The organism is Streptomyces sp. NPDC056503, from assembly GCF_042794995.1.
GTDB lineage: Bacteria > Actinomycetota > Actinomycetes > Streptomycetales > Streptomycetaceae > Streptomyces.
Map to the genome: position 1 here is coordinate 1 of NZ_JBHTST010000164.1, position 17,223 is coordinate 17,223.

At 73.4% G+C, this 17,223-nt stretch carries 18 protein-coding genes; 11 read left to right on the forward strand and 7 right to left on the reverse strand.

What is annotated here, in order from left to right:
* Nucleotides 1-161: 161 nt before the first annotated feature.
* The gene (locus ACFQ8C_RS32745; RefSeq protein WP_383464827.1) at nucleotides 162-1,340 is read right to left on the reverse strand and encodes a steroid 3-ketoacyl-CoA thiolase; all 1,179 of its coding nucleotides are present in this window, start codon (nucleotides 1,338-1,340) and stop codon (nucleotides 162-164) included.
* Nucleotides 1,341-1,732: 392 nt separating this feature from the next.
* Between ACFQ8C_RS32745 and ACFQ8C_RS32750 the strand changes: the two genes are divergently transcribed.
* The 3 genes from ACFQ8C_RS32750 to ACFQ8C_RS32760 are packed head-to-tail and all read left to right on the forward strand — an operon-like array spanning nucleotide 1,733 to nucleotide 4,804.
* Nucleotides 1,733-2,986, forward strand: a complete 1,254-nt coding sequence (locus ACFQ8C_RS32750; RefSeq protein ID WP_383464830.1) for a cytochrome P450 — start codon at nucleotides 1,733-1,735, stop codon at nucleotides 2,984-2,986.
* Nucleotides 2,987-3,035: 49 nt separating this feature from the next.
* Complete coding sequence (locus tag ACFQ8C_RS32755) at nucleotides 3,036-4,127, forward strand: DUF2330 domain-containing protein (protein ID WP_383464832.1); 1,092 nt, start codon at nucleotides 3,036-3,038, stop codon at nucleotides 4,125-4,127.
* Nucleotides 4,124-4,804, forward strand: coding sequence for an O-methyltransferase (locus ACFQ8C_RS32760; protein WP_383464835.1), 681 nt, complete (start codon nucleotides 4,124-4,126; stop codon nucleotides 4,802-4,804). The genes ACFQ8C_RS32755 and ACFQ8C_RS32760 overlap by 4 nt, the downstream gene beginning before the upstream one ends.
* Before the next feature lie 122 nt (nucleotides 4,805-4,926).
* Here ACFQ8C_RS32760 and ACFQ8C_RS32765 read toward each other — a convergent pair whose 3' ends face one another.
* Complete coding sequence (locus tag ACFQ8C_RS32765) at nucleotides 4,927-6,000, reverse strand: serpin family protein (RefSeq protein WP_383464838.1); 1,074 nt, start codon at nucleotides 5,998-6,000, stop codon at nucleotides 4,927-4,929.
* Between the two features lie 12 nt (nucleotides 6,001-6,012).
* Between ACFQ8C_RS32765 and ACFQ8C_RS32770 the strand changes: the two genes are divergently transcribed.
* Complete coding sequence (locus tag ACFQ8C_RS32770; RefSeq protein ID WP_383464841.1) at nucleotides 6,013-6,342, forward strand: antibiotic biosynthesis monooxygenase family protein; 330 nt, start codon at nucleotides 6,013-6,015, stop codon at nucleotides 6,340-6,342.
* 33 nt (nucleotides 6,343-6,375) lie between these two features.
* Entirely contained in the window at nucleotides 6,376-6,861 is a 486-nt protein-coding gene (locus ACFQ8C_RS32775) for a GNAT family N-acetyltransferase (protein ID WP_383464844.1), read from the forward strand.
* A 30-nt stretch (nucleotides 6,862-6,891) separates the two neighbouring features.
* On the opposite strand, the gene ACFQ8C_RS32780 is transcribed toward ACFQ8C_RS32775, so the two are convergent.
* Together ACFQ8C_RS32780 and ACFQ8C_RS32785 are read right to left on the reverse strand one after the other, a co-directional pair.
* Nucleotides 6,892-7,659, reverse strand: a complete 768-nt coding sequence (locus ACFQ8C_RS32780) for a hypothetical protein (protein WP_383464847.1) — start codon at nucleotides 7,657-7,659, stop codon at nucleotides 6,892-6,894.
* Between the two features lie 103 nt (nucleotides 7,660-7,762).
* Nucleotides 7,763-9,838, reverse strand: coding sequence for a DHA2 family efflux MFS transporter permease subunit (locus ACFQ8C_RS32785; protein ID WP_383464850.1), 2,076 nt, complete (start codon nucleotides 9,836-9,838; stop codon nucleotides 7,763-7,765).
* A gap of 148 nt (nucleotides 9,839-9,986) precedes the next feature.
* Between ACFQ8C_RS32785 and ACFQ8C_RS32790 the strand changes: the two genes are divergently transcribed.
* The 5 genes from ACFQ8C_RS32790 (at nucleotide 9,987) to ACFQ8C_RS32810 (ending at nucleotide 14,770) form a co-directional block, all read left to right on the forward strand.
* Nucleotides 9,987-11,096: a peptidoglycan-binding protein gene (locus tag ACFQ8C_RS32790; RefSeq protein ID WP_383464853.1), complete on the forward strand. Its 1,110-nt coding sequence runs from the start codon at nucleotides 9,987-9,989 to the stop codon at nucleotides 11,094-11,096.
* A gap of 243 nt (nucleotides 11,097-11,339) precedes the next feature.
* Nucleotides 11,340-12,008 carry an HAD-IA family hydrolase gene (locus tag ACFQ8C_RS32795; protein WP_383464856.1) on the forward strand — a complete coding sequence of 223 codons (669 nt, stop codon included), beginning with the start codon at nucleotides 11,340-11,342 and terminating at the stop codon, nucleotides 12,006-12,008.
* A gap of 475 nt (nucleotides 12,009-12,483) precedes the next feature.
* A complete protein-coding gene (locus tag ACFQ8C_RS32800; RefSeq protein ID WP_383464859.1) occupies nucleotides 12,484-13,134 on the forward strand; it encodes an HNH endonuclease family protein in 651 nt (216 codons plus the stop codon).
* A 220-nt stretch (nucleotides 13,135-13,354) separates the two neighbouring features.
* On the forward strand, nucleotides 13,355-13,834 hold the full coding sequence (locus tag ACFQ8C_RS32805) for a DoxX family protein (RefSeq protein ID WP_383464862.1): 480 nt from the start codon (nucleotides 13,355-13,357) through the stop codon (nucleotides 13,832-13,834).
* Nucleotides 13,835-14,137: 303 nt separating this feature from the next.
* Complete coding sequence (locus ACFQ8C_RS32810) at nucleotides 14,138-14,770, forward strand: DedA family protein (protein ID WP_383464876.1); 633 nt, start codon at nucleotides 14,138-14,140, stop codon at nucleotides 14,768-14,770.
* On the opposite strand, the gene ACFQ8C_RS32815 is transcribed toward ACFQ8C_RS32810, so the two are convergent.
* On the reverse strand, nucleotides 14,730-14,993 hold the full coding sequence (locus ACFQ8C_RS32815; RefSeq protein ID WP_383464865.1) for a DUF2277 domain-containing protein: 264 nt from the start codon (nucleotides 14,991-14,993) through the stop codon (nucleotides 14,730-14,732). The genes ACFQ8C_RS32810 and ACFQ8C_RS32815 overlap by 41 nt on opposite strands.
* Before the next feature lie 129 nt (nucleotides 14,994-15,122).
* Entirely contained in the window at nucleotides 15,123-15,344 is a 222-nt protein-coding gene (locus ACFQ8C_RS32820) for a hypothetical protein (protein WP_383464868.1), read from the reverse strand.
* A gap of 191 nt (nucleotides 15,345-15,535) precedes the next feature.
* Between ACFQ8C_RS32820 and ACFQ8C_RS32825 the strand changes: the two genes are divergently transcribed.
* Nucleotides 15,536-16,294 carry a GntR family transcriptional regulator gene (locus tag ACFQ8C_RS32825; protein ID WP_383464871.1) on the forward strand — a complete coding sequence of 253 codons (759 nt, stop codon included), beginning with the start codon at nucleotides 15,536-15,538 and terminating at the stop codon, nucleotides 16,292-16,294.
* Nucleotides 16,295-16,300: 6 nt separating this feature from the next.
* Here ACFQ8C_RS32825 and ACFQ8C_RS32830 read toward each other — a convergent pair whose 3' ends face one another.
* Nucleotides 16,301-16,783, reverse strand: a complete 483-nt coding sequence (locus ACFQ8C_RS32830; protein WP_383464874.1) for a DUF4231 domain-containing protein — start codon at nucleotides 16,781-16,783, stop codon at nucleotides 16,301-16,303.
* Nucleotides 16,784-17,223 lie beyond the last annotated feature (440 nt).

Consider the following 17,223-nt stretch of genomic DNA (forward strand, 5'->3'; position numbering starts at 1 on the left):
GGGGCGGGGCCCCGCGGTTTCCCGGGCACCCCTGCCAGGTCTCGTGTCACCGTCCGCGACCGCCGTACGCCCGTCGGTCACGGGACGGCCCGCGGTCGCCGGACGGTCGACAGCCGTCGGACGGACTACAGCCGCCGGGTGGTCGACAGCCGTCGGGTGGACTACAGCCGCTGGATGATCGTGCCGGTGGCCTGTGCGCCGCCGGCGCACATGGTGATCAGCGCGAACTCCTTGTCGGACCGCTCCAGCTCGTGCAGCGCGGTGGTGACGAGGCGGGCACCGGTCGCGCCGACCGGGTGACCGAGGGCGATGGCGCCGCCGTTGACGTTGACCTTCTCCAGGCCGTCGAGGTCCTTCTCGAACTCCTGCGCCCAGCTGAGCACCACCGAGGCGAAGGCCTCGTTGATCTCGACCAGGTCGATGTCCCGGAGGGACATGCCGGCCTTGCCGAGGACCGCCCGGGTCGCGTCGATGGGCCCGTCGAGGTGGTAGTGGGGATCGGCGCCGACGAGCGCCTGGGCGACGATCCGGGCGCGGGGGCGCAGCTTGAGCGCGCGGGCCATGCGCTTGGAGGCCCACATCACGGCGGAGGAGCCGTCGGAGATCTGCGAGGAGTTGCCGGCGGTGTGGACGGCGGTGGGCATGACCGGCTTGAGCCGGGCCAGGCCCTCCATGCTGGTGTCGCGCAAGCCCTCGTCGCGGTCGACCAGCCGCCACATGCCCTGCCCCGCGTGCTGTTCGGCTTCGGTGGTCGGGACCTGGACGGCGAAGGTCTCGCGCTTGAAGCGTTCCTCGGACCAGGCGACGGCGGCGCGTTCCTGGGAGATGACGCCGAGGGAGTCGACGCGCTCGCGGGTGAGGCCGCGCCGGCGGGCGATGCGCTCGGCGGCCTCGAACTGGTTGGGCAGGTCGACGTTCCACTCGTCGGGGAAGGGCTTGCCGGGCCCGTGCTTGGAGCCGGAGCCGAGCGGGACGCGGGACATGGCCTCGACGCCGCAGGAGATGCCGACGTCGATGACCCCGGCCGTGATCATGTTGGCCACCATGTGGCCGGCCTGCTGCGAGGAGCCGCACTGCGCGTCGACGGTGGTGGCGCCGGTCTCGTACGGCAGGCCCATGGCGAGCCAGGCGGTGCGCGCCGGGTTCATGGACTGCTCGCCGGCGTGGGTGACCGTGCCGCCGACGATCTGTTCGACGCAGTCGGCGGGGATGCCGGTGCGGCCGAGGAGTTCACGGTAGGTCTCGCCCAGGAGGTAGGCGGGGTGGAGGTTGGCGAGCGCGCCTCCGCGCTTGCCGATGGGGGTGCGTACGGCTTCGACGATGACGGGTTCCGCGGCCATGAGCTCGTCCTCTCCTCGACCGGACGGGGTGTCCCGGCACCCGCCGGTCGGCGTCACGGGAGAACTAGTACGCGTTCTAGTTCCGAGTGAAGTCTTATGACTGCCACCGCCGGTACGCAAGGGTCCGGAAGGCAGGAGTTCGGCGGCGGGGACGGGTTCCGGCCGCTCCGGCGGCGCACGGGGAGGCGTTCCGACGGCGCGCGGGGAGGCGTTCCGGCAGGGCGCGGGGAGGCGTTCCGGCAGGGCGCGGGGAGGTGCTCCGGCAGGGCGCGGAGGGGCGTTCCGGTGTCGCGCGGGGGCGTATTCGGCCCGTACCTCTTGCTACTTGTAGAACTCGTTACTAACTTTCCCGGCAACTTCTGATGGTCCATCAGATATGGAGCGTGTTGCCGATGACCTGCCCCCACCTCCCCGAAGGGTTCGACGCCACCGACCCCGACCTGCTGCGCAGCCGCGTCCCGCTCCCCGAGTTCGCGGAGCTGCGGCGGACCGCCCCGGTCTGGTGGTGCCCCCAGCCGCGCGGCATCACCGGCTTCGACGACGAGGGGTACTGGGCCGTCACCCGTCACGCGGACGTCAAGTACGTCTCCACCCACCCCGAGTTGTTCTCCTCCCACGAGAACACCGCGGTGATCCGCTTCAACGAGCACATCGGACGCGACCAGATCGACGTCCAGAAGCTGATCATGCTCAACATGGACCCGCCCGAGCACACCCGGGTCCGGCAGATCGTCCAGCGCGGCTTCACCCCCCGAGCCATCCGCAACCTGGAGACCGCCCTGCGCACCCGCGCCCGCGCGATCGCCGAGGAGGCGCGGGCCGCGGCCGCCGAAGACCCCGACGGAGCCTTCGACTTCGTCACCCGGGTCGCCGTCGAACTGCCCCTCCAGGCCATCGCCGAACTCATCGGCGTCCCCCAGGAGGACCGCTCCCGCATCTTCGACTGGTCCAACAAGATGGTGGCGTACGACGACCCCGAGTACGCCATCACCGAGGAGGTCGGCGTCGAGGCCGCCATGGAACTCATCGGCTACGCGATGAACATGGCCGCGGCGCGCAAGGAGTGTCCCGCCCGGGACATCGTGTCGCAGCTCGTCGCCGCCGAGGGCCAAGGCAACCTCTCCTCCGACGAGTTCGGGTTCTTCGTACTGCTGCTCGCCGTCGCCGGGAACGAAACCACCCGCAACGCCATCAGCCACGGCATGCACGCCTTCCTCACCCACCCCGACCAGTGGGAGCTCTACAAGCGGGAGCGCCCCGCGTCCACCGCGGAGGAGATCGTCCGCTGGGCCACCCCGGTCGTCTCCTTCCAGCGCACCGCCACCCAGGACACCGAGATCGGCGGCCAGAAGATCAAGAAGGGCGACCGGGTCGGCCTCTTCTACTCCTCCGCCAACCACGACCCCGAGGTCTTCGAGAACCCGGACGCCTTCGACATCACCCGCGACCCCAACCCCCACCTGGGCTTCGGCGGCGGCGGACCCCACTTCTGCCTCGGCAAGTCCCTCGCCGTGAAGGAGATCGACCTGATCTTCGACGCCATCGCCGACGTCCTGCCCGACCTCACCCTCGTGGCGGAACCCCGCCGGCTGCGGGCCGCCTGGCTCAACGGCGTGAAGGAGCTGCGGGTCCGCACCGCCTCCTGACGGAACGGGAACGGGAACCGGAACCCTCCCCCCGCACGTCCGACCGGGCATGCGGGGGACACACACCACCAGGGCCAGGATCCTGGCCACACTCGTCGCGCTGCTCGCGCTCCAGCTCGGCTCGCTCGTCGCGCCCGCCTGGGCGTGCGGCTGCGGCGCCATGATCACGCGCCCGTCGGAGCGCATCGGCGTCGACCGGGAGGAGTCCGCCGTCCGCTGGGACGGCCGGACCGAGACCGTCGTCATGCGCTTCCGCGTGCACGGCAACGCCCGCCAGGCCGCCTGGGTGATGCCCGTGCCGCGCCGGGCGGACGTCACCCTCGGCGACCCGGCGCTCTTCGACGCGATCGAGGAACTCACCGCGCCCGAGGAGCGCGACCGCTCCTACTTCTGGCCCCGCGAGGACGACTGGCCCTTCGACACCGGCCGCGGCGACGGGGCCTCGGCCGGCGCGGCCCCCGGCGGCGCCGTCGGCGTGGTCGGCCGCGAACGGCTCGGCCCCTTCGACGTCGCCCGCCTCACCGCCACCGACCCCAAGGCCCTCGCCGGCTGGCTCCGTGCCAACGGCTTCGAGCTCCCCGACCGGCTCACCCCCGAACTCCGGCCCTACGTCGACCGGAAGTGGGAGTACGTCGCCATCCGCCTCGCCCCGGAGCAGCGCGACACGCCCCTCTACGGCGAGCTGACCCCGCTCCGCATCACCTTCGACTCCCCCGAACTCGTCTACCCCATGCGGCTCTCCCGGCTCGCCGCCACCCCGCAGACCCTCGGTCTGTCGATCCTCGCCGACCACCGCATGGAGCCCCGCTCGGCGATCGGCGGCGAGTCCCCCGAGGTCACCTTCTCCGGCCGCGTCGACCGCCCCGACGGCCCCCTCGCCGACCTCACCGGCGGGGCCCCCACCCACCTCACCGTCCTGGAGCAGCGCTTCCCCGAGCCCTCCCGCATCAGCGACGACCACGTCCTGCGGACGGTCGCCGACACCCCGTACCGCCACGTGGTCTACCGGGACCGGCTGCTGACCGTCGCCGGCGTCCCGGCCTGGCTGCTGACGGCGGGCGCGGGCGCGGCGGCGATCGCCGGTCTGACCGTGTTCCTGACGGTACGGGCGAACCGCCGCCGAGTAGCGTCGCCGGCATGACGAACCCCCGGACGAACCCCCAGTGGACCGACGTCGACGCGTACGTCACCGAGCTGCTGGTCCCCGCCGACGAAGCCCTGACCGCCGCGCTGGCCGACAGCGCGGCGGCCGGCCTCCCCGAGATCGCCGTCGCCCCCAACCAGGGCAAGCTGCTGCACCTCCTCGCCCGGGTCCAGGGCGCCCGCCGCATCCTGGAGATCGGCACCCTCGGCGGCTACAGCACCATCTGGCTGGCCCGCGCCCTGCCCGCCGACGGGCGCCTGATCACCCTGGAGTACGACCCCCGGCACGCCGAGGTGGCCCGCGCCAACCTCGCCCGGGCCGGCCTGACCGACCGCGTCGAGGTCCGCACGGGAGCGGCCCTGGACACCCTCCCCCTCCTGGAGCGGGAGGGCACGGACCCCTTCGACCTGGTCTTCGTCGACGCCGACAAGGTCAACAACCCGCACTACGTGGCCTGGGCCCTGAAGCTCTCCCGCCCCGGCGCCCTGATCATCGTCGACAACGTCGTCCGCGCCGGCCGCGTCGCCGCCCCGGACCCCTCGGACCCGGCGGTCACCGGCACCCGCGCCATGTTCGACCTCGTGGCGAACGAACCCCGCCTCGACGCCACCGCGATCCAGACGGTCGGCACGAAGGGCCACGACGGCCTCCTCATCGCCCGCGTGAAGGCCTAGCCCGGCCCTCCCGGCCCCGGCCCGGCCCGGCCCTCCCGGCCCGGCCCTCCCGGCACGGCCCTCCCGGCACGGCCCTCCCGGCACGGGCCCGGCCCGGCTCGCGCGGACCGGGAGCGGACGGCCTAGCCGGAGATCCCGGCCCGCCACCCGACGAAGAGCGGCAGCTCCCCGTCGGCATCGAGCACGACCACACCGAAGGGCCGGTCGAAGGCGATCCGCTCGACGGGCGGCGGCCGGACCGCGCTCCGGGTCATCTCCACCTGCGTGACCGCCGCCGCCTCCACCCCCTCCTCGCCGACCTCCACCACCGCCTCCTGGAGCGCCTTGGAGACGTACAGCGCCTCGGGCGAGAGGCCGGAGAAGTCGGCGTCCGGCCGCAGCGGGGCCGTCACCCCGAGGGACGCCAGCAGGGCGAGCACGTCGGTCCGGCCCCGCAGCGCGAACCGGGGCAGCGCCAGCTCGACGCCCGCGGCCCGTACCGGCTCCCGGCCGCCGTCCGCCCAGGCGAGCGGCACCACCGCGTCCGGTCCGGCCCCCGCGGGCCCGAGCACGAACCGCACCCGGGGCGGCCGCTCCCCCGCGCAGGGCAGCTCCACCACGACCCCGCCCCCGACCCGCCACGCCCACCCGGCGGGGACGCGGCGGTGCATGGTCGGCACGTCCGCCGTGGTCCCGTCCGCGCCGGTGAAGGGCGCGGGCCGGGTCCCGGACGCGTCGAACGCCTCCCGCCAGACCGCGCCCAGCGCCACCACGCCGACCAGCACCAGGTCCGCGCCCCCGTCGAGGGCGTCGGGCAGCGCGCCGATCCGCCCACCGGTCGCCTCGGCCACCCACCCGTCCAGCTCCGCCCGGGCGTCCCCGCCCAGCCCGCCGAACCCGACCCCCGGCAGCGCGCTCCGGTACGCCGCGTGCACCGGCACCCGGCTGCGCACCGCGATCCCGCCCGCCACCCCGCCGGTCCCCCCGAGCACCGCCCCGACCTCCCCGACGGCCGCGGCGGCCTCCTCCCCGGCCACCCCGAGCAGCCCCCGCAACTCCTCGCCGGCCCGCCCCCGCGCCCCCGCCGCCACAGCCGCGAGCGCCACCCACAACCCGGCCGGCGACCCCACGAAGTCCCGGCCCCCGCCCTCGGGCAGAGCCCACTCGGCCAGCTCCCGCACCGCCCCCGCCCACGCGGACCCGCCGTTCCCGGTCATATCCTGCCCTTCATGAGCATCGTGAAGATCAACGTCCTGACCGTGCCCGCCGAGCAGCGGGAGGTGCTGGAGCAGCGGTTCGCCTCGCGGGCCGGGGCCGTGGAGGGCTCCGACGGGTTCGAGTGGTTCGAGCTGCTGCGCCCGCTGGAGGGCACCGACCAGTACCTGGTGTACACCCGCTGGCGCAGCGAGGAGGACTTCCGGAACTGGATGAACGGTTCCATGAAGGCCGCCCACCAGGGCACCGCCGGCGGCGAGGGCGGCGGCGAGCGTCCGAAGCCGGCCGCCAGCGGGTCGACGCTGTGGTCCTTCGAGGTCGTGCAGCAGGCCTCGCCCCGATAATCCGGCGGCGGAGACGGTCGCGCGGGCCGCAGAATGGCCCGCATGACCTGGAACTTCTCTGCCGAGCGCGTCGACACCCCGGACGCCACCACCCTGCGCCGCGACTACTTCGGCGATGTCGCCGGACGGTACTACGGGCGGGTGCTGGCCGAGGACGAGTACGACGAAGGGATGATCGCCGAGGGGCTCGGACTCCTCGCGCCGCCCGACGGAGCGTTCCTGGTCGGGCGGTACGAGGGCGAGGCGGCCGCCTGCGGCGGGGTGGTCCTGCTCGACGGCGGACGGGCCGAACTGACGCGGGTGTTCGTCCGGCACGCGTACCGCGGGAAGGGCGGGGCCGACCTGCTCATGGGCGCTCTGGAGGAGGCGGCCCGCGCGCTGGGCGCCCGCCGGATGGTGCTCAACACCCGGCTCGACCTGGTCGAGGCCCGGGCGTTGTACGTGCGGCACGGGTACGGCGAGATCCCGGCGTACTGCTCGGGGCCGTACATGGACGTCTGGTACGGCAAGGAGCTCTGAGCCCGCCGGGCCCTCGGGCTCCGGCCGGGCTCAGCCCGTCGCGCCCGCCCAGACGACGACGTCGAAGGTGGCGCTCGTGTCGCTGGCCTGGCCGTCCAGTTCCTTGACGGTCATCCGGACGAGCCTGCCCTCGCCGGTGCGGCCGCAGACGGTCAGCCCGGTCTTGATCTCGATGTCGTTCGAGGTGGCCTGGGTGTCGACGACGCCCGCGCAGTCCTCGTAGCTCGGGGCCTTCGCCGAGCCCTTCCACACCAGGGCCTTGGCGCCGTTGTCGGGCCGCAGCATGTGGTCGCCGAACGGGTAGACGGCGAAGTCGTTGTCGCTGTTGATCTCGGACTGCACGGGCGGCGCCGCGTCGAGGTCCTTGTCCTCCACGTACGTGATGACGAGGGTGCCCTGCCAGTGGGGGGTGCCGGGCGCCGGACCCGACGGAGTGGCGGGGGCGGCGGGCGCCGACGTGGCGCCGGTGGCCTCCGATGTGCCGTCCGGCGACGGCTTGTCGTCCGGCGTGGACGCCTGCGTCGGTGCCGACGTCTGCGTCTGCGTCGCGGAGCTCGACGCGGGCGCCGGGGCCGGTCCGGCCTGCGTACCGTCGTCGTCCGTGTTCACCAGGTAGGTGCCGACGACGCCGATCACCGCCGCCACCAGCGTCGCGCCCGCGCCGATCCAGGCGCCCCGGTGCGACGGCGGGCGGCTCGGCGGGGCCGTGTAGGCGCCGTACGCCGGTCCGGCCGGCGGCTGTCCCGGCGCGTGTCCCGGTGCCGGCGGCCAGCCGTGTCCCGGCTCGTGACTGCTCATCCTGTCCATCCCCCTGTGACTGGAGTCGATCTTCGGCAGGACAGCGTACCGACCGGGTCCGATCCGTCGTCATCCCGGTTTCCCCGCCCCCGGGTTCGCGCGCTCAGGCCCGGTGGTCGCGGGGCGGTTCGGGCTCGTGGGGACGTTCCGCGTCGGAGCCGCACAGCTCGGCGTTGAGCTCCTCGACCAGTTTCACCAGGTCGGTGGGGCGGTCGGGCCCCCACCAGTCGCCGAGCAGTTCGGCGAGGGACTCCTCGCGGGCCCGGGCGAGGCGGACGGCGGTGGCGAGGCCTTCCTCGGTGAGGACCAGCTGGATCCCGTCGCGCCGGGCGAGCCGGCGCTCCTCGACCTCGCGGGCGGCGTCCGTGATGACGCGGAGCGGCACGGGGGTGGCGTCGGCGAGCAGGCCGGGTTCGACGGCGCCGTGGCGGCGGATGCGCAGCAGCAGCCAGCTGGAGGCGGGCTTCAGGTCGAGCCCGGCGCGGGCGGTGATCTTCTCGTAGACCGCCTTGCGGCCCTCGCGGGAGCCGAGCACGGAGAGCGCGCGGGCCGCCTCCTCGTACGAGGAGCGCTCGACCGGGTTGGAGGCGAGGGTCTGGCTGGTGTCGGGCGCGGTCACGGAGGCCCGGAGCGGGTCCTCCTTGAGGAACCAGGCGACGACGAAGGCGACGAGGACGACCGGGGCGGCGTAGAGGAAGACGTCCGTGATGGAGGTGGCGTAGGCGTGGAGGACCTCGGGGCGCAGTTCGGCGGGGAGCAGGCCGATGGCGCGCGGGTCGGCGGCGACCTCGTCGGGGCCGGTGCCGGGCGGCAGCTCCGTACCGGCCTGGGCGGCCTGGGCGAAGACGCCCTCCAGCTTGTGGGTGAGCCGGTTCGTGAAGACGGTGCCGAAGACGGCGACGCCGAAGGACGCGCCGATGGAGCGGAAGAAGGTCGCCCCCGAGGTGGCGACGCCCAGGTCCTCGTACCCGACGGCGTTCTGCACGACGAGGACGAGGACCTGCATGACGAGGCCGAGTCCGGCGCCGAAGACGAAGAAGTAGGCGCTCATCTCCCAGGTGGAGCTGGTCTCCGTCAGCCGGTGGAGGAGGAGCAGGCCGAGCGCGGTGACGGCGGTGCCGGTGACCGGGAAGACCTTCCAGCGGCCGGTCCTCGACACGATCTGGCCGGAGGCGGTGGAGGTGAGCAGCATGCCGACGACCATCGGCAGCATGTGGACGCCGGACATGGTGGGGCTGACGCCCTGGACGATCTGGAGGAAGGTCGGGAGGTAGGTCATCGCGCCGAACATCGCGAAGCCGACGACGAAGCTGATGACCGAGACCAGGGTGAAGGTCCTGATCCGGAAGAGCTTGAGCGGCAGGACGGGTTCGGCGGCGCGCCGCTCGACGTACACGAACCAGACGAGGAGTACGGCGCCGAGGAGCACGAGCCCGATGATCTGCGGCGAGCCCCAGGCCCAGGTGGTGCCTCCGAGGGAGGCGACCAGGACCAGACAGGTGGCGACCGAGGCGATGAGGAAGGTGCCGAGGTAGTCGATGGTGTGGCGGGTGGAGCGGACCGGGATGTGCAGGACGGCGGCGATGACGAAGAGGGCGACGACGCCGATGGGGAGGTTGATGTAGAAGACCCAGCGCCAGGAGAGGTGCTCGGTGAAGAGCCCGCCGAGCAGCGGGCCGAGGACGCTGGTGGCGCCGAAGACGGCGCCGAAGAGCCCCTGGTACTTGCCGCGCTCCCGGGGCGAGACGAGGTCGCCGACGATCGCCATCGACAGCACCATCAGCCCGCCGCCGCCGAGGCCCTGCACGGCGCGGAAGGCGATGAGCTGGGACATGTCCTGGGCGATGCCGCAGAGGGCGGAGCCGATGAGGAAGAGGACGATCGCGGCCTGGAAGAGCCGCTTCCGTCCGTACTGGTCGCCCAGCTTGCCCCACAGGGGCGTGGCGGCCGTGGAGGCCAGCATGTAGGCGGTGACCACCCAGGAGAGGTGCTCCATGCCGCCGAGCTCGCTGACGATCGTGGGAAGGGCCGTGGAGACGATCGTCTGGTCGAGCGCGGCGAGCAGCATGCCGAGCAGCAGCGCGCCGATCGCGACGAGGACGGTGCGGTGACTCTGCCCCTCGCCGGGCGCGGGCGCGGGCTCCCCGCCGAGCTGCGACGGACTTGTCTCCTGGGCCATGGGCGTCTCCCTGCGCGTCTCCCCCGAGCGTGTTCTCCATCCTGAGTCGAATGTCCGGATATGGCCTGCGGAGGGGTACAGGTGTTCACCCGACGGCAGGGGGCCACCTGCATAATCACTGCCAGTTGCGTTGGGGAGGGGACACATCATGACCGGACACGCATGTCCTGATTGCGGCGGTCGGAGACCGGGCTGCGCCTGCGTCCGTGCGGCGGAGGCGGCGGCGACCGAGGACTTCGACCCGCTCCGGATCAGGCCGTACGTGACGCTGGACGCGCACGACGAGGCGGGCGACCCGCCGACGGCGCAGCTCCGGGCGGTGCGGGCGGAGTCCGGGGGCCATGGGGGGCACGGGGGTCACGGACAGCACGGGGGTCACGGACAGCACGAGGGTCACGGACAGCACGAGGGTCACGGAGAGTACGGGGAGGAGTACGCGGGGCAGGGAGGGTACGGGCCGGGGGGCGAGCCGTACGGCGACGACTTCTCCCCCGCCCTCCCGTACGGCTCCGAGGGCGGGGCCGACTCGACCATGCCGCTGCTGCTGGGCGGCGCGGGAGGCACCGGTGGCTCCGGGGCGGCCGGAGCGCGGCGGGAGCGGCCGCGCCGGCGGCGCGGCGCCCTCGTCGCGGTCGTCGCGGCGGCGGCCGTGGTCGGCACGGCCGCACTGGCCACGGCGGGGCTCGGCGGCGAGAAGGCCGACGACCGGGCGATGGTCCCCGAAGTGACCACGAGCGCGTCCCTGAACCTCGCCGTCTCGGAGGAGCCGTCCCCGTCCTCCGACAGCCCGACGCCGAGCCGGACCCCCTCGCGAACGCCCTCGCCCCGCTCGTCCTCGCCGACCCCGACGCCCTCGTCGGCGTCCCCGTCCCCCTCGGGCGCGCGGACGACGGCCCCGGCGGCGACCGGTTCGCCCTCCCCGACCGGCGGTGCGGCGGGCCCCTCGGCGAGCCCGACGACGGCTCCCGCGACCTCCGCGGCCCCGACGACCGCCTCGCCCACCACCACCCACACGGACGCGCCCGAGGGGGCGACGCTGAGCGTCGGCGACACGGGCGCGGAGGTGCGGGAGCTCCAGACGCGCCTGCGGATCCTGTGGGTGTACATGGAGGACGCCGACGGGGTGTTCGACGAGGGCCTGCGCGTGGCGCTGACCCAGTACCAGGACCGGTTCTGGCGGCTGAAGGACCCGGACGGGGTGTACGGGCCGCACACCCGCCGCGAGCTGGAGCGGGAGACCGAGCGCTACTACGACTGAGGGAGCGGGCGGGAACGGGGCGGGGACGAGGCAGGGGCGAGGACGAGGCAGAGGCAGGATCGAGGGCGGGAACCGAGGGCGGGAACGAGGGCGGGAACGGGGGTCCGGCGGGGGGCGCGGAGAGGCCGGGTGGCCAAGACGGCCCCTCATTTTGTATCGTGAAAAAACAAAGTGGCCCCGCCCGTACTCCCTGACCGGCGGGCGGGACCGCTTCGTTCTCCGCACCACCCCTCTGGAGACCCCATGGCCGCCACCCCGGCAACGCTCACCGCCCGCGCCCTCCTGCTCGACATGGACGGCACCCTGGTCAACTCGGACGCCGTCGTGGAGCGCTGCTGGCGCCGCTGGGCGGACGGGCAGGGGCTGGACGCCCAGGAGGTGCTGAAGGTCGTGCACGGCCGCCAGGGCTACGCCACGATGGCGGTCCTCCTCCCCGACCGCCCGATGGCCGAGAACCACGCGGACAACGCCGTGCTGCTCGCCGAGGAGACCGCCGACGTCGACGGCGTCGTGCCGGTGGCCGGCGCCCCCGCCTTCATGGACGCGATCGCCGACTTCCCGCACGCCCTGGTGACCTCGGCGGACGAGGCCCTCGCCCAGGCCCGGATGGGCGCGGCGGGCCTGCGGATGCCGGTCACCCGGGTGACCGCCGAGCTGGTGGGCGCGAGCAAGCCGGACCCGGAGGGCTTCCTCAAGGGCGCCGCCGAGCTCGGCACGGCCCCGGCCGAGTGCGTGGCCTTCGAGGACTCCGAGGCCGGCATCCAGGCGGCGAAGGCGGCCGGGATGCGCGTGGTGGGCGTGGGCCCGCGCGCGGCGGCCTTCGCTCCGGACGTGCACGTGCCGGACCTGACCCGCCTGCGGCTGGAGGTCCACGAGGACGGGACGATGACCCTCGGAGTCGTACCGGAGTAATCCCCCACGGGCTCCCGAGCCCGCCCACAGCGGCACACCGCATACGCCACCGCGCGCGACCGGACGATCCGGCCGCGCGCGGTGGCGTATGCGGCTGCGTGCGGTGACGCACACGGCGGCGCGCGCGATGTGACGTGCGCGGCTGCGTGCGTGGTGGCGTGTGCGGCGCCTGCGGCAGGGCTCGGCACTGCGGCGGGGCGCGGCATCTGCGGCAGGGCTCGGCGTCTGCGGCAGGGCGCGGTGGCGTCCGGGGCGGCGCGTGCGAGGGCTGACGGACACCACCTCCCCGACCGGCGGAATCTGGCGCTCCATCAGGACACGTCACACCCCTTGATGTGACGTGTCCATGTCGTCACCCTGTTACCTGGCGCACCCCCAGGCGAAACCTGGCGCCGCCACGATGACCGGGCCGTCGCCCGGTACCGCACGGGACCGGCCGAACAGCCAAGGTCCCACCGAATCAAGGGAGTCCCCCATGCCCGTCGGCAAGGTCTACGCGCGTCGAGTCGCCGTGCTCGCCTCCACCGCCGCCCTCACCCTCACCGGCCTCGTCACCACCGCGCCCGCCGCGCAGGCCGCGATGCCCACCCCGGTCAGCGCCGCGACGGCCCGCACCTACCTCGCCTCCCTCACGGTCAAGGCGGAAGGTTCCCTCACCGGCTACAGCCGCGACCTCTTCCCGCACTGGATCACCCAGTCCGGCGCCTGCAACACCCGCGAGACCGTCCTCAAGCGCGACGGCTCGAACGTCGTCACCGACTCCTCCTGCGCCTCCGTCAGCGGCAGTTGGTACTCGCAGTACGACGGCGCCACCTGGACGGCCGCCTCCGACCTCGACATCGACCACGTGGTCGCGCTGGCCGAGGCCTGGCGCTCCGGCGCCAGCTCCTGGACCACCGCCCAGCGCCAGGGCTTCGCCAACGACCTCACCCGGCCGCAGCTCATAGCCGTCACCGACAACGTCAACCAGGCCAAGAGCGACCTCGACCCGGCCGAGTGGCTGCCGTCACGCACCGCGTACCGCTGCACCTACGCCCGCGCCTGGGTCCACGTGAAGTACCACTACAACCTCAGCGTCGACTCGGCGGAGAAGAGCGCCCTCCAGTCCGTCCTCAACGGCTGCTGACCACCACCCTCCTGACGCGGCGTGAAAACGGCGTGAATTCGGCGCGCCTGTGGTCCAGACCTGAGTAACCCTTACCGCAGGCGCGCCCCCCACGGCCCCTCACGCGGAGATGTTTGAACTTGCAAGTACTACTGAGGGATGCCTAACCTGGCGGCCGTTCGGTTTCCGTCCCCCCACCCGTCCCTCCCCGGACGGGCCAGGCCGAAGGAGTTCCCCCACCATGAGCACCCTCACCCACCGCCTCGACCGGGCGCAGCCATACGCGCTCGGTCTCTTCCGGATCGTCATCGGCCTGCTCTTCGCCTGCCACGGCGCCGCCTCGCTCTTCGGCGTCCTCGGCGGCGCGATGGGCGGCGGCACCGTCCCCGTCGGCACCTGGCCCGGCTGGTACGCGGCGGTGATCCAGCTCGTCTGCGGCGGCCTCGTCCTCCTCGGCCTCGGCACGCGCGGCGCGGCCTTCATAGCCTCGGGCTCGATGGCGTACGCGTACTTCTGGGCCCACCAGCCGGAGGCCCTCTTCCCGCTCCAGAACCACGGCGAGACCGCCGCGCTCTTCTGCTGGGCCCTCGTCCTGCTGGTCTTCACCGGCCCGGGCGCCCTGGCGCTCGACGGCCTCTTCGGCCGGAAGGGCGCGAAGGACTCCTGCGAAGGGGAGAGCGAGCGGGGCACGGAGAAGCAGAGCACGCCGGTCGCGGCCTGAGGGACGCGAAGGCCCCAGGCCACGCCGACCCCACAGCCCCCGCGAGCCCGCCGGCCCCACAGCCCCCGCGAGCCCGCCGGCCCCGCAAGCCCCGCCCGGCGGGACGGCAAGGTCGCCCACCGCTCAGGGCACCGCCGCACTGGGCACCGACATCAGGGATCGGCACCGGCATCAGGGATCGGGCACTGAGGATCGGGCACGGGGCAGCCGCCGTTCAGCACGCTCCCCGCACCGCCCGGACCTCCGCCGGTACCCACCCGGCGGGGGTCCGGGCGGCGGCGCGTAGGCTCTGCCCCTGTGAATCTGCTCGACAGCATGGGCTCGCTGAGGTCGCTGACCGCGGGCCCGTGGATCTATCCGGTGGTGGCGACGTCGATCCTGCTCGACGTCTTCCTTCCCGTGCTGCCGAGCGGCTTCCTCGTGATCTCCGCCGCCACGGCCGCCTCCGCCTCCCTCGGCGCGGCGACCGCGCCCGCGGACGTCCCCTCCCTGCTGCCGCTGCTGCTCACCGCGGCGACGGCCTCGACGCTCGGCGACTTCCTCGCGTACCGGCTCGCGCTGCGCGGCGGACGGCGTCTGGACCGGGCGATAGCCCGCTCGCGCCGCCTGACCGTGGCGCGGGAACGCCTCGGTACCGCCCTGGCCCGGGGCGGTGGCCTGATCGTGGTCCTGGCCCGCTTCGCCCCCGCCGGCCGCTCGGTGGTCTCCCTGGGCGCGGGCGCGGCGCGGCGGCGGCCCGAGGAGTTCCTGCCCTGGTCGGCCCTGGCGGCGGTGATCTGGGCCTCGTACAGCGTGGGGCTCGGCTGGCTGGGCGGCCAGTGGCTGGGCGCGACCTGGTTCAGCGCGGCGGTGTCGACCCTGGCCCTGCTGCTCGCCGGCGGACTGGCCGGCTATCTCATACGGCGTCCGTCCGCGGCTCCGGCCCCGGCGTCCTGACGGGGTGCCGCTGCGCTCCTCTCACCTCCAGGGTGGCGAGGAGCCGGGCGGTGGCGTCGGCGATCTCGTCGACGGCGCGGTCGAAGACCTCCTGGTTGTGCGCGGCGGGGGCGCGGAAGCCGGAGACCTTGCGGACGTACTGGAGGGCGGCGGCGCGGATGTCGTCCTGCGTGGCCTCATGGGACAGGACGGGCGGGCGGAGCGTCTTGATGCTGCGGCACATGCCTCCAGTGTGACGCGCGCCACTGACAACGCCGGGGCCGGAACGGGACCGGAACGGGGCAGGGACGGAGGCCGGAACGGGGCAGGGACGAGGGCCGAAACGGGTGCGGCCGACGAAATCCGGCCAGGATCAGTTCAGACCGCGCCGACTGCGCGCGTTGATCTCGGCGGCGCGGGCGCGGAGCTCGCGCAGGGGCGTGGCGGGCTGGATGTCGCAGGGTTCGGCCTCCCACTCGGTCCCGCCGTGGACGGCGCGGATCAGGAAACGCCCGGAAACGCTCCGTACGAAGAACCCGACCCGCCCCGTGGCGGTGTCGCGGACGAGGTCGCCGACCTCGGGCACAGGTTGCACGCCACCCCTCCGTCCCGGTCCCGAATGCTGCGTGGGGACACCCAGGGAAACGCGGAGACCCCGCCCTGTCAACGTATCTCTAGAGATGTCCCCCGATGGATGGATCGCGAGGGCAGGACGGCGCACACGTGTGCACCCTGGCCGCGGGGCGCCCCTTAGGGTGTCCCGCAGACGAAGGGAGTGGTCCACTCGTGACCGACCAGGACAGTACTCGTCGCCCCAAGTACCAGCGCATCGCGGATGAGTTGAGAACAGCGATCCAGTCCGGCGACTTCGCACCGGGCGACCGGCTCCCCGGCGAGAACGACCTCATGTCCACCTACGAGGTAGCCCGGATGACCGCCCGCCAGGCGCTCTCGGTCCTCCGCGGCGAGGGCCTCACGGAGGCCCGCAAGGGGGCCGGCGTCTTCGTCCGGGCCTTCCGTCCGCTGCGACGCCGGGGCATCCCGCGCCTCGCGGCCGACGGCTGGGCGGGCGGACGCTCGGTGTGGGCGGCGGAGGTGGAGAACCGGGACCTGGTCGTGGACCAGATCGTGGTGTCGGAGGAGGAGGCGGGCACCAGGGTCGCCGGCGCGCTGAACCTGCCGCCGGACGCCCCGGTCTGCGTCCGCAGCCGCCGCTTCGTCCTCGACGACAGGCCGGTGCTGCTCTCCGTCTCGTACCTCTCCGCCGACCTGGTCCGCGGCACCGCCATCGCCCGCCCCGACACGGGCCCCGGCGGCACGTACGCCCGCCTGACCGAACTGGGCCACCGCCCGGTCCACTTCCGCGAGGAGATCCGCTCCCGCATGCCGACGGCGGACGAGACCGCCCGCCTGACCCTCCCCCCGGGCACCCCGGTGGTCCTCATCGGCCGCACGGCCTTCACGGAACCCGGCCGCCCCGTCGAACTCAACGAGATGACCCTGGACGCCTCGTCCTACGTCCTGGAGTACGACTTCGACGCCTGACCCGCCCTACCCCTCCCGGGCGGCGGGCACCGGGCCGCCGCTCCGCCCCTGGAGGTCGGCGGTGACCTGCCCGCCCAGGGTCATCACGTTCAGGGTGGCGGCGTTCTCGTTGGCGATGGCCTTCTCCACCCGCGCGACGAGCAGCGCGAACGCCTCCCGCCGCGGCAGCTCCCGGTAGGGCCCGACCCGCGTCTCGAAGTAGATCCGCTCATGACCGAGCAGCTGCTCGGTCGACCGGTAGTTCTTCCACTGCTCCCGATACCGGTAGACGCTCTCCAGCGACACCGCGGCGACGACGACCACGCTCAGCACCGTCGCGACCACCCGCGCGAACCCCGCGTCCACGTTCACGAACACCGGCACCAACGCCCCGCCCACCACGGACACGGTGCGCATCCGCAGATGCATCGCCTTCATCCGCGCCGCCTTGACGTCGTACCACTCCTGATACTGCGCGAGCCGCCCCTCGACGTACTTCTCCGCCGTCACGTCCCCACCACTCGCGCCCACTTCGGGCGCATCCCCCACATCGACCATCCCGCGAGTACACCCACCCCGGACACCCCCGTCAACCCGCCACCACCCCGACACGACGAAGACCCCGGACCATGATCGATCCGGGGCCTTCGTACGAGTGGGCGCGGACGGTTTCGAACCGCCGACATCTGCTTTGTAAGCCTGGCGCCCGCAGCCGAGCCATCACCGCAGCTCACCCCGTCTGCGCGCTGGGACGGCTCTCCCGAACTGTCGATCCCGCAGCGACCCTCCAGTGACCGTGATTGACCGCTCGATCTGGCACGCAACTGGCACGCGCTCTCAGAGGGCAATCCGCTTAGAGGTCCTAACAAAGGCGTTGGACGTGTCGGTGGGTGATGAGGCAGGTCGCGAGGCCGAGGAAGGCTTCGTGGATGTCGTCGCGTCGTTCCCAG

What these genes read in the sequence shown, in the direction of transcription:
- ACFQ8C_RS32745 (WP_383464827.1), bottom strand. Translation starts at nt 1,340, where the DNA reads ATGGCCGCGGAACCCGTCATCGTCGAAGCCGTACGCACCCCCATCGGC.
- ACFQ8C_RS32750 (WP_383464830.1), top strand. Translation starts at nt 1,733, where the DNA reads ATGACCTGCCCCCACCTCCCCGAAGGGTTCGACGCCACCGACCCCGAC.
- ACFQ8C_RS32755 (WP_383464832.1), top strand. Translation starts at nt 3,036, where the DNA reads ATGCGGGGGACACACACCACCAGGGCCAGGATCCTGGCCACACTCGTC.
- ACFQ8C_RS32760 (WP_383464835.1), top strand. Translation starts at nt 4,124, where the DNA reads ATGACGAACCCCCGGACGAACCCCCAGTGGACCGACGTCGACGCGTAC.
- ACFQ8C_RS32765 (WP_383464838.1), bottom strand. Translation starts at nt 6,000, where the DNA reads ATGACCGGGAACGGCGGGTCCGCGTGGGCGGGGGCGGTGCGGGAGCTG.
- ACFQ8C_RS32770 (WP_383464841.1), top strand. Translation starts at nt 6,013, where the DNA reads ATGAGCATCGTGAAGATCAACGTCCTGACCGTGCCCGCCGAGCAGCGG.
- ACFQ8C_RS32775 (WP_383464844.1), top strand. Translation starts at nt 6,376, where the DNA reads ATGGCCCGCATGACCTGGAACTTCTCTGCCGAGCGCGTCGACACCCCG.
- ACFQ8C_RS32780 (WP_383464847.1), bottom strand. Translation starts at nt 7,659, where the DNA reads ATGAGCAGTCACGAGCCGGGACACGGCTGGCCGCCGGCACCGGGACAC.
- ACFQ8C_RS32785 (WP_383464850.1), bottom strand. Translation starts at nt 9,838, where the DNA reads ATGGCCCAGGAGACAAGTCCGTCGCAGCTCGGCGGGGAGCCCGCGCCC.
- ACFQ8C_RS32790 (WP_383464853.1), top strand. Translation starts at nt 9,987, where the DNA reads ATGACCGGACACGCATGTCCTGATTGCGGCGGTCGGAGACCGGGCTGC.
- ACFQ8C_RS32795 (WP_383464856.1), top strand. Translation starts at nt 11,340, where the DNA reads ATGGCCGCCACCCCGGCAACGCTCACCGCCCGCGCCCTCCTGCTCGAC.
- ACFQ8C_RS32800 (WP_383464859.1), top strand. Translation starts at nt 12,484, where the DNA reads ATGCCCGTCGGCAAGGTCTACGCGCGTCGAGTCGCCGTGCTCGCCTCC.
- ACFQ8C_RS32805 (WP_383464862.1), top strand. Translation starts at nt 13,355, where the DNA reads ATGAGCACCCTCACCCACCGCCTCGACCGGGCGCAGCCATACGCGCTC.
- ACFQ8C_RS32815 (WP_383464865.1), bottom strand. Translation starts at nt 14,993, where the DNA reads ATGTGCCGCAGCATCAAGACGCTCCGCCCGCCCGTCCTGTCCCATGAG.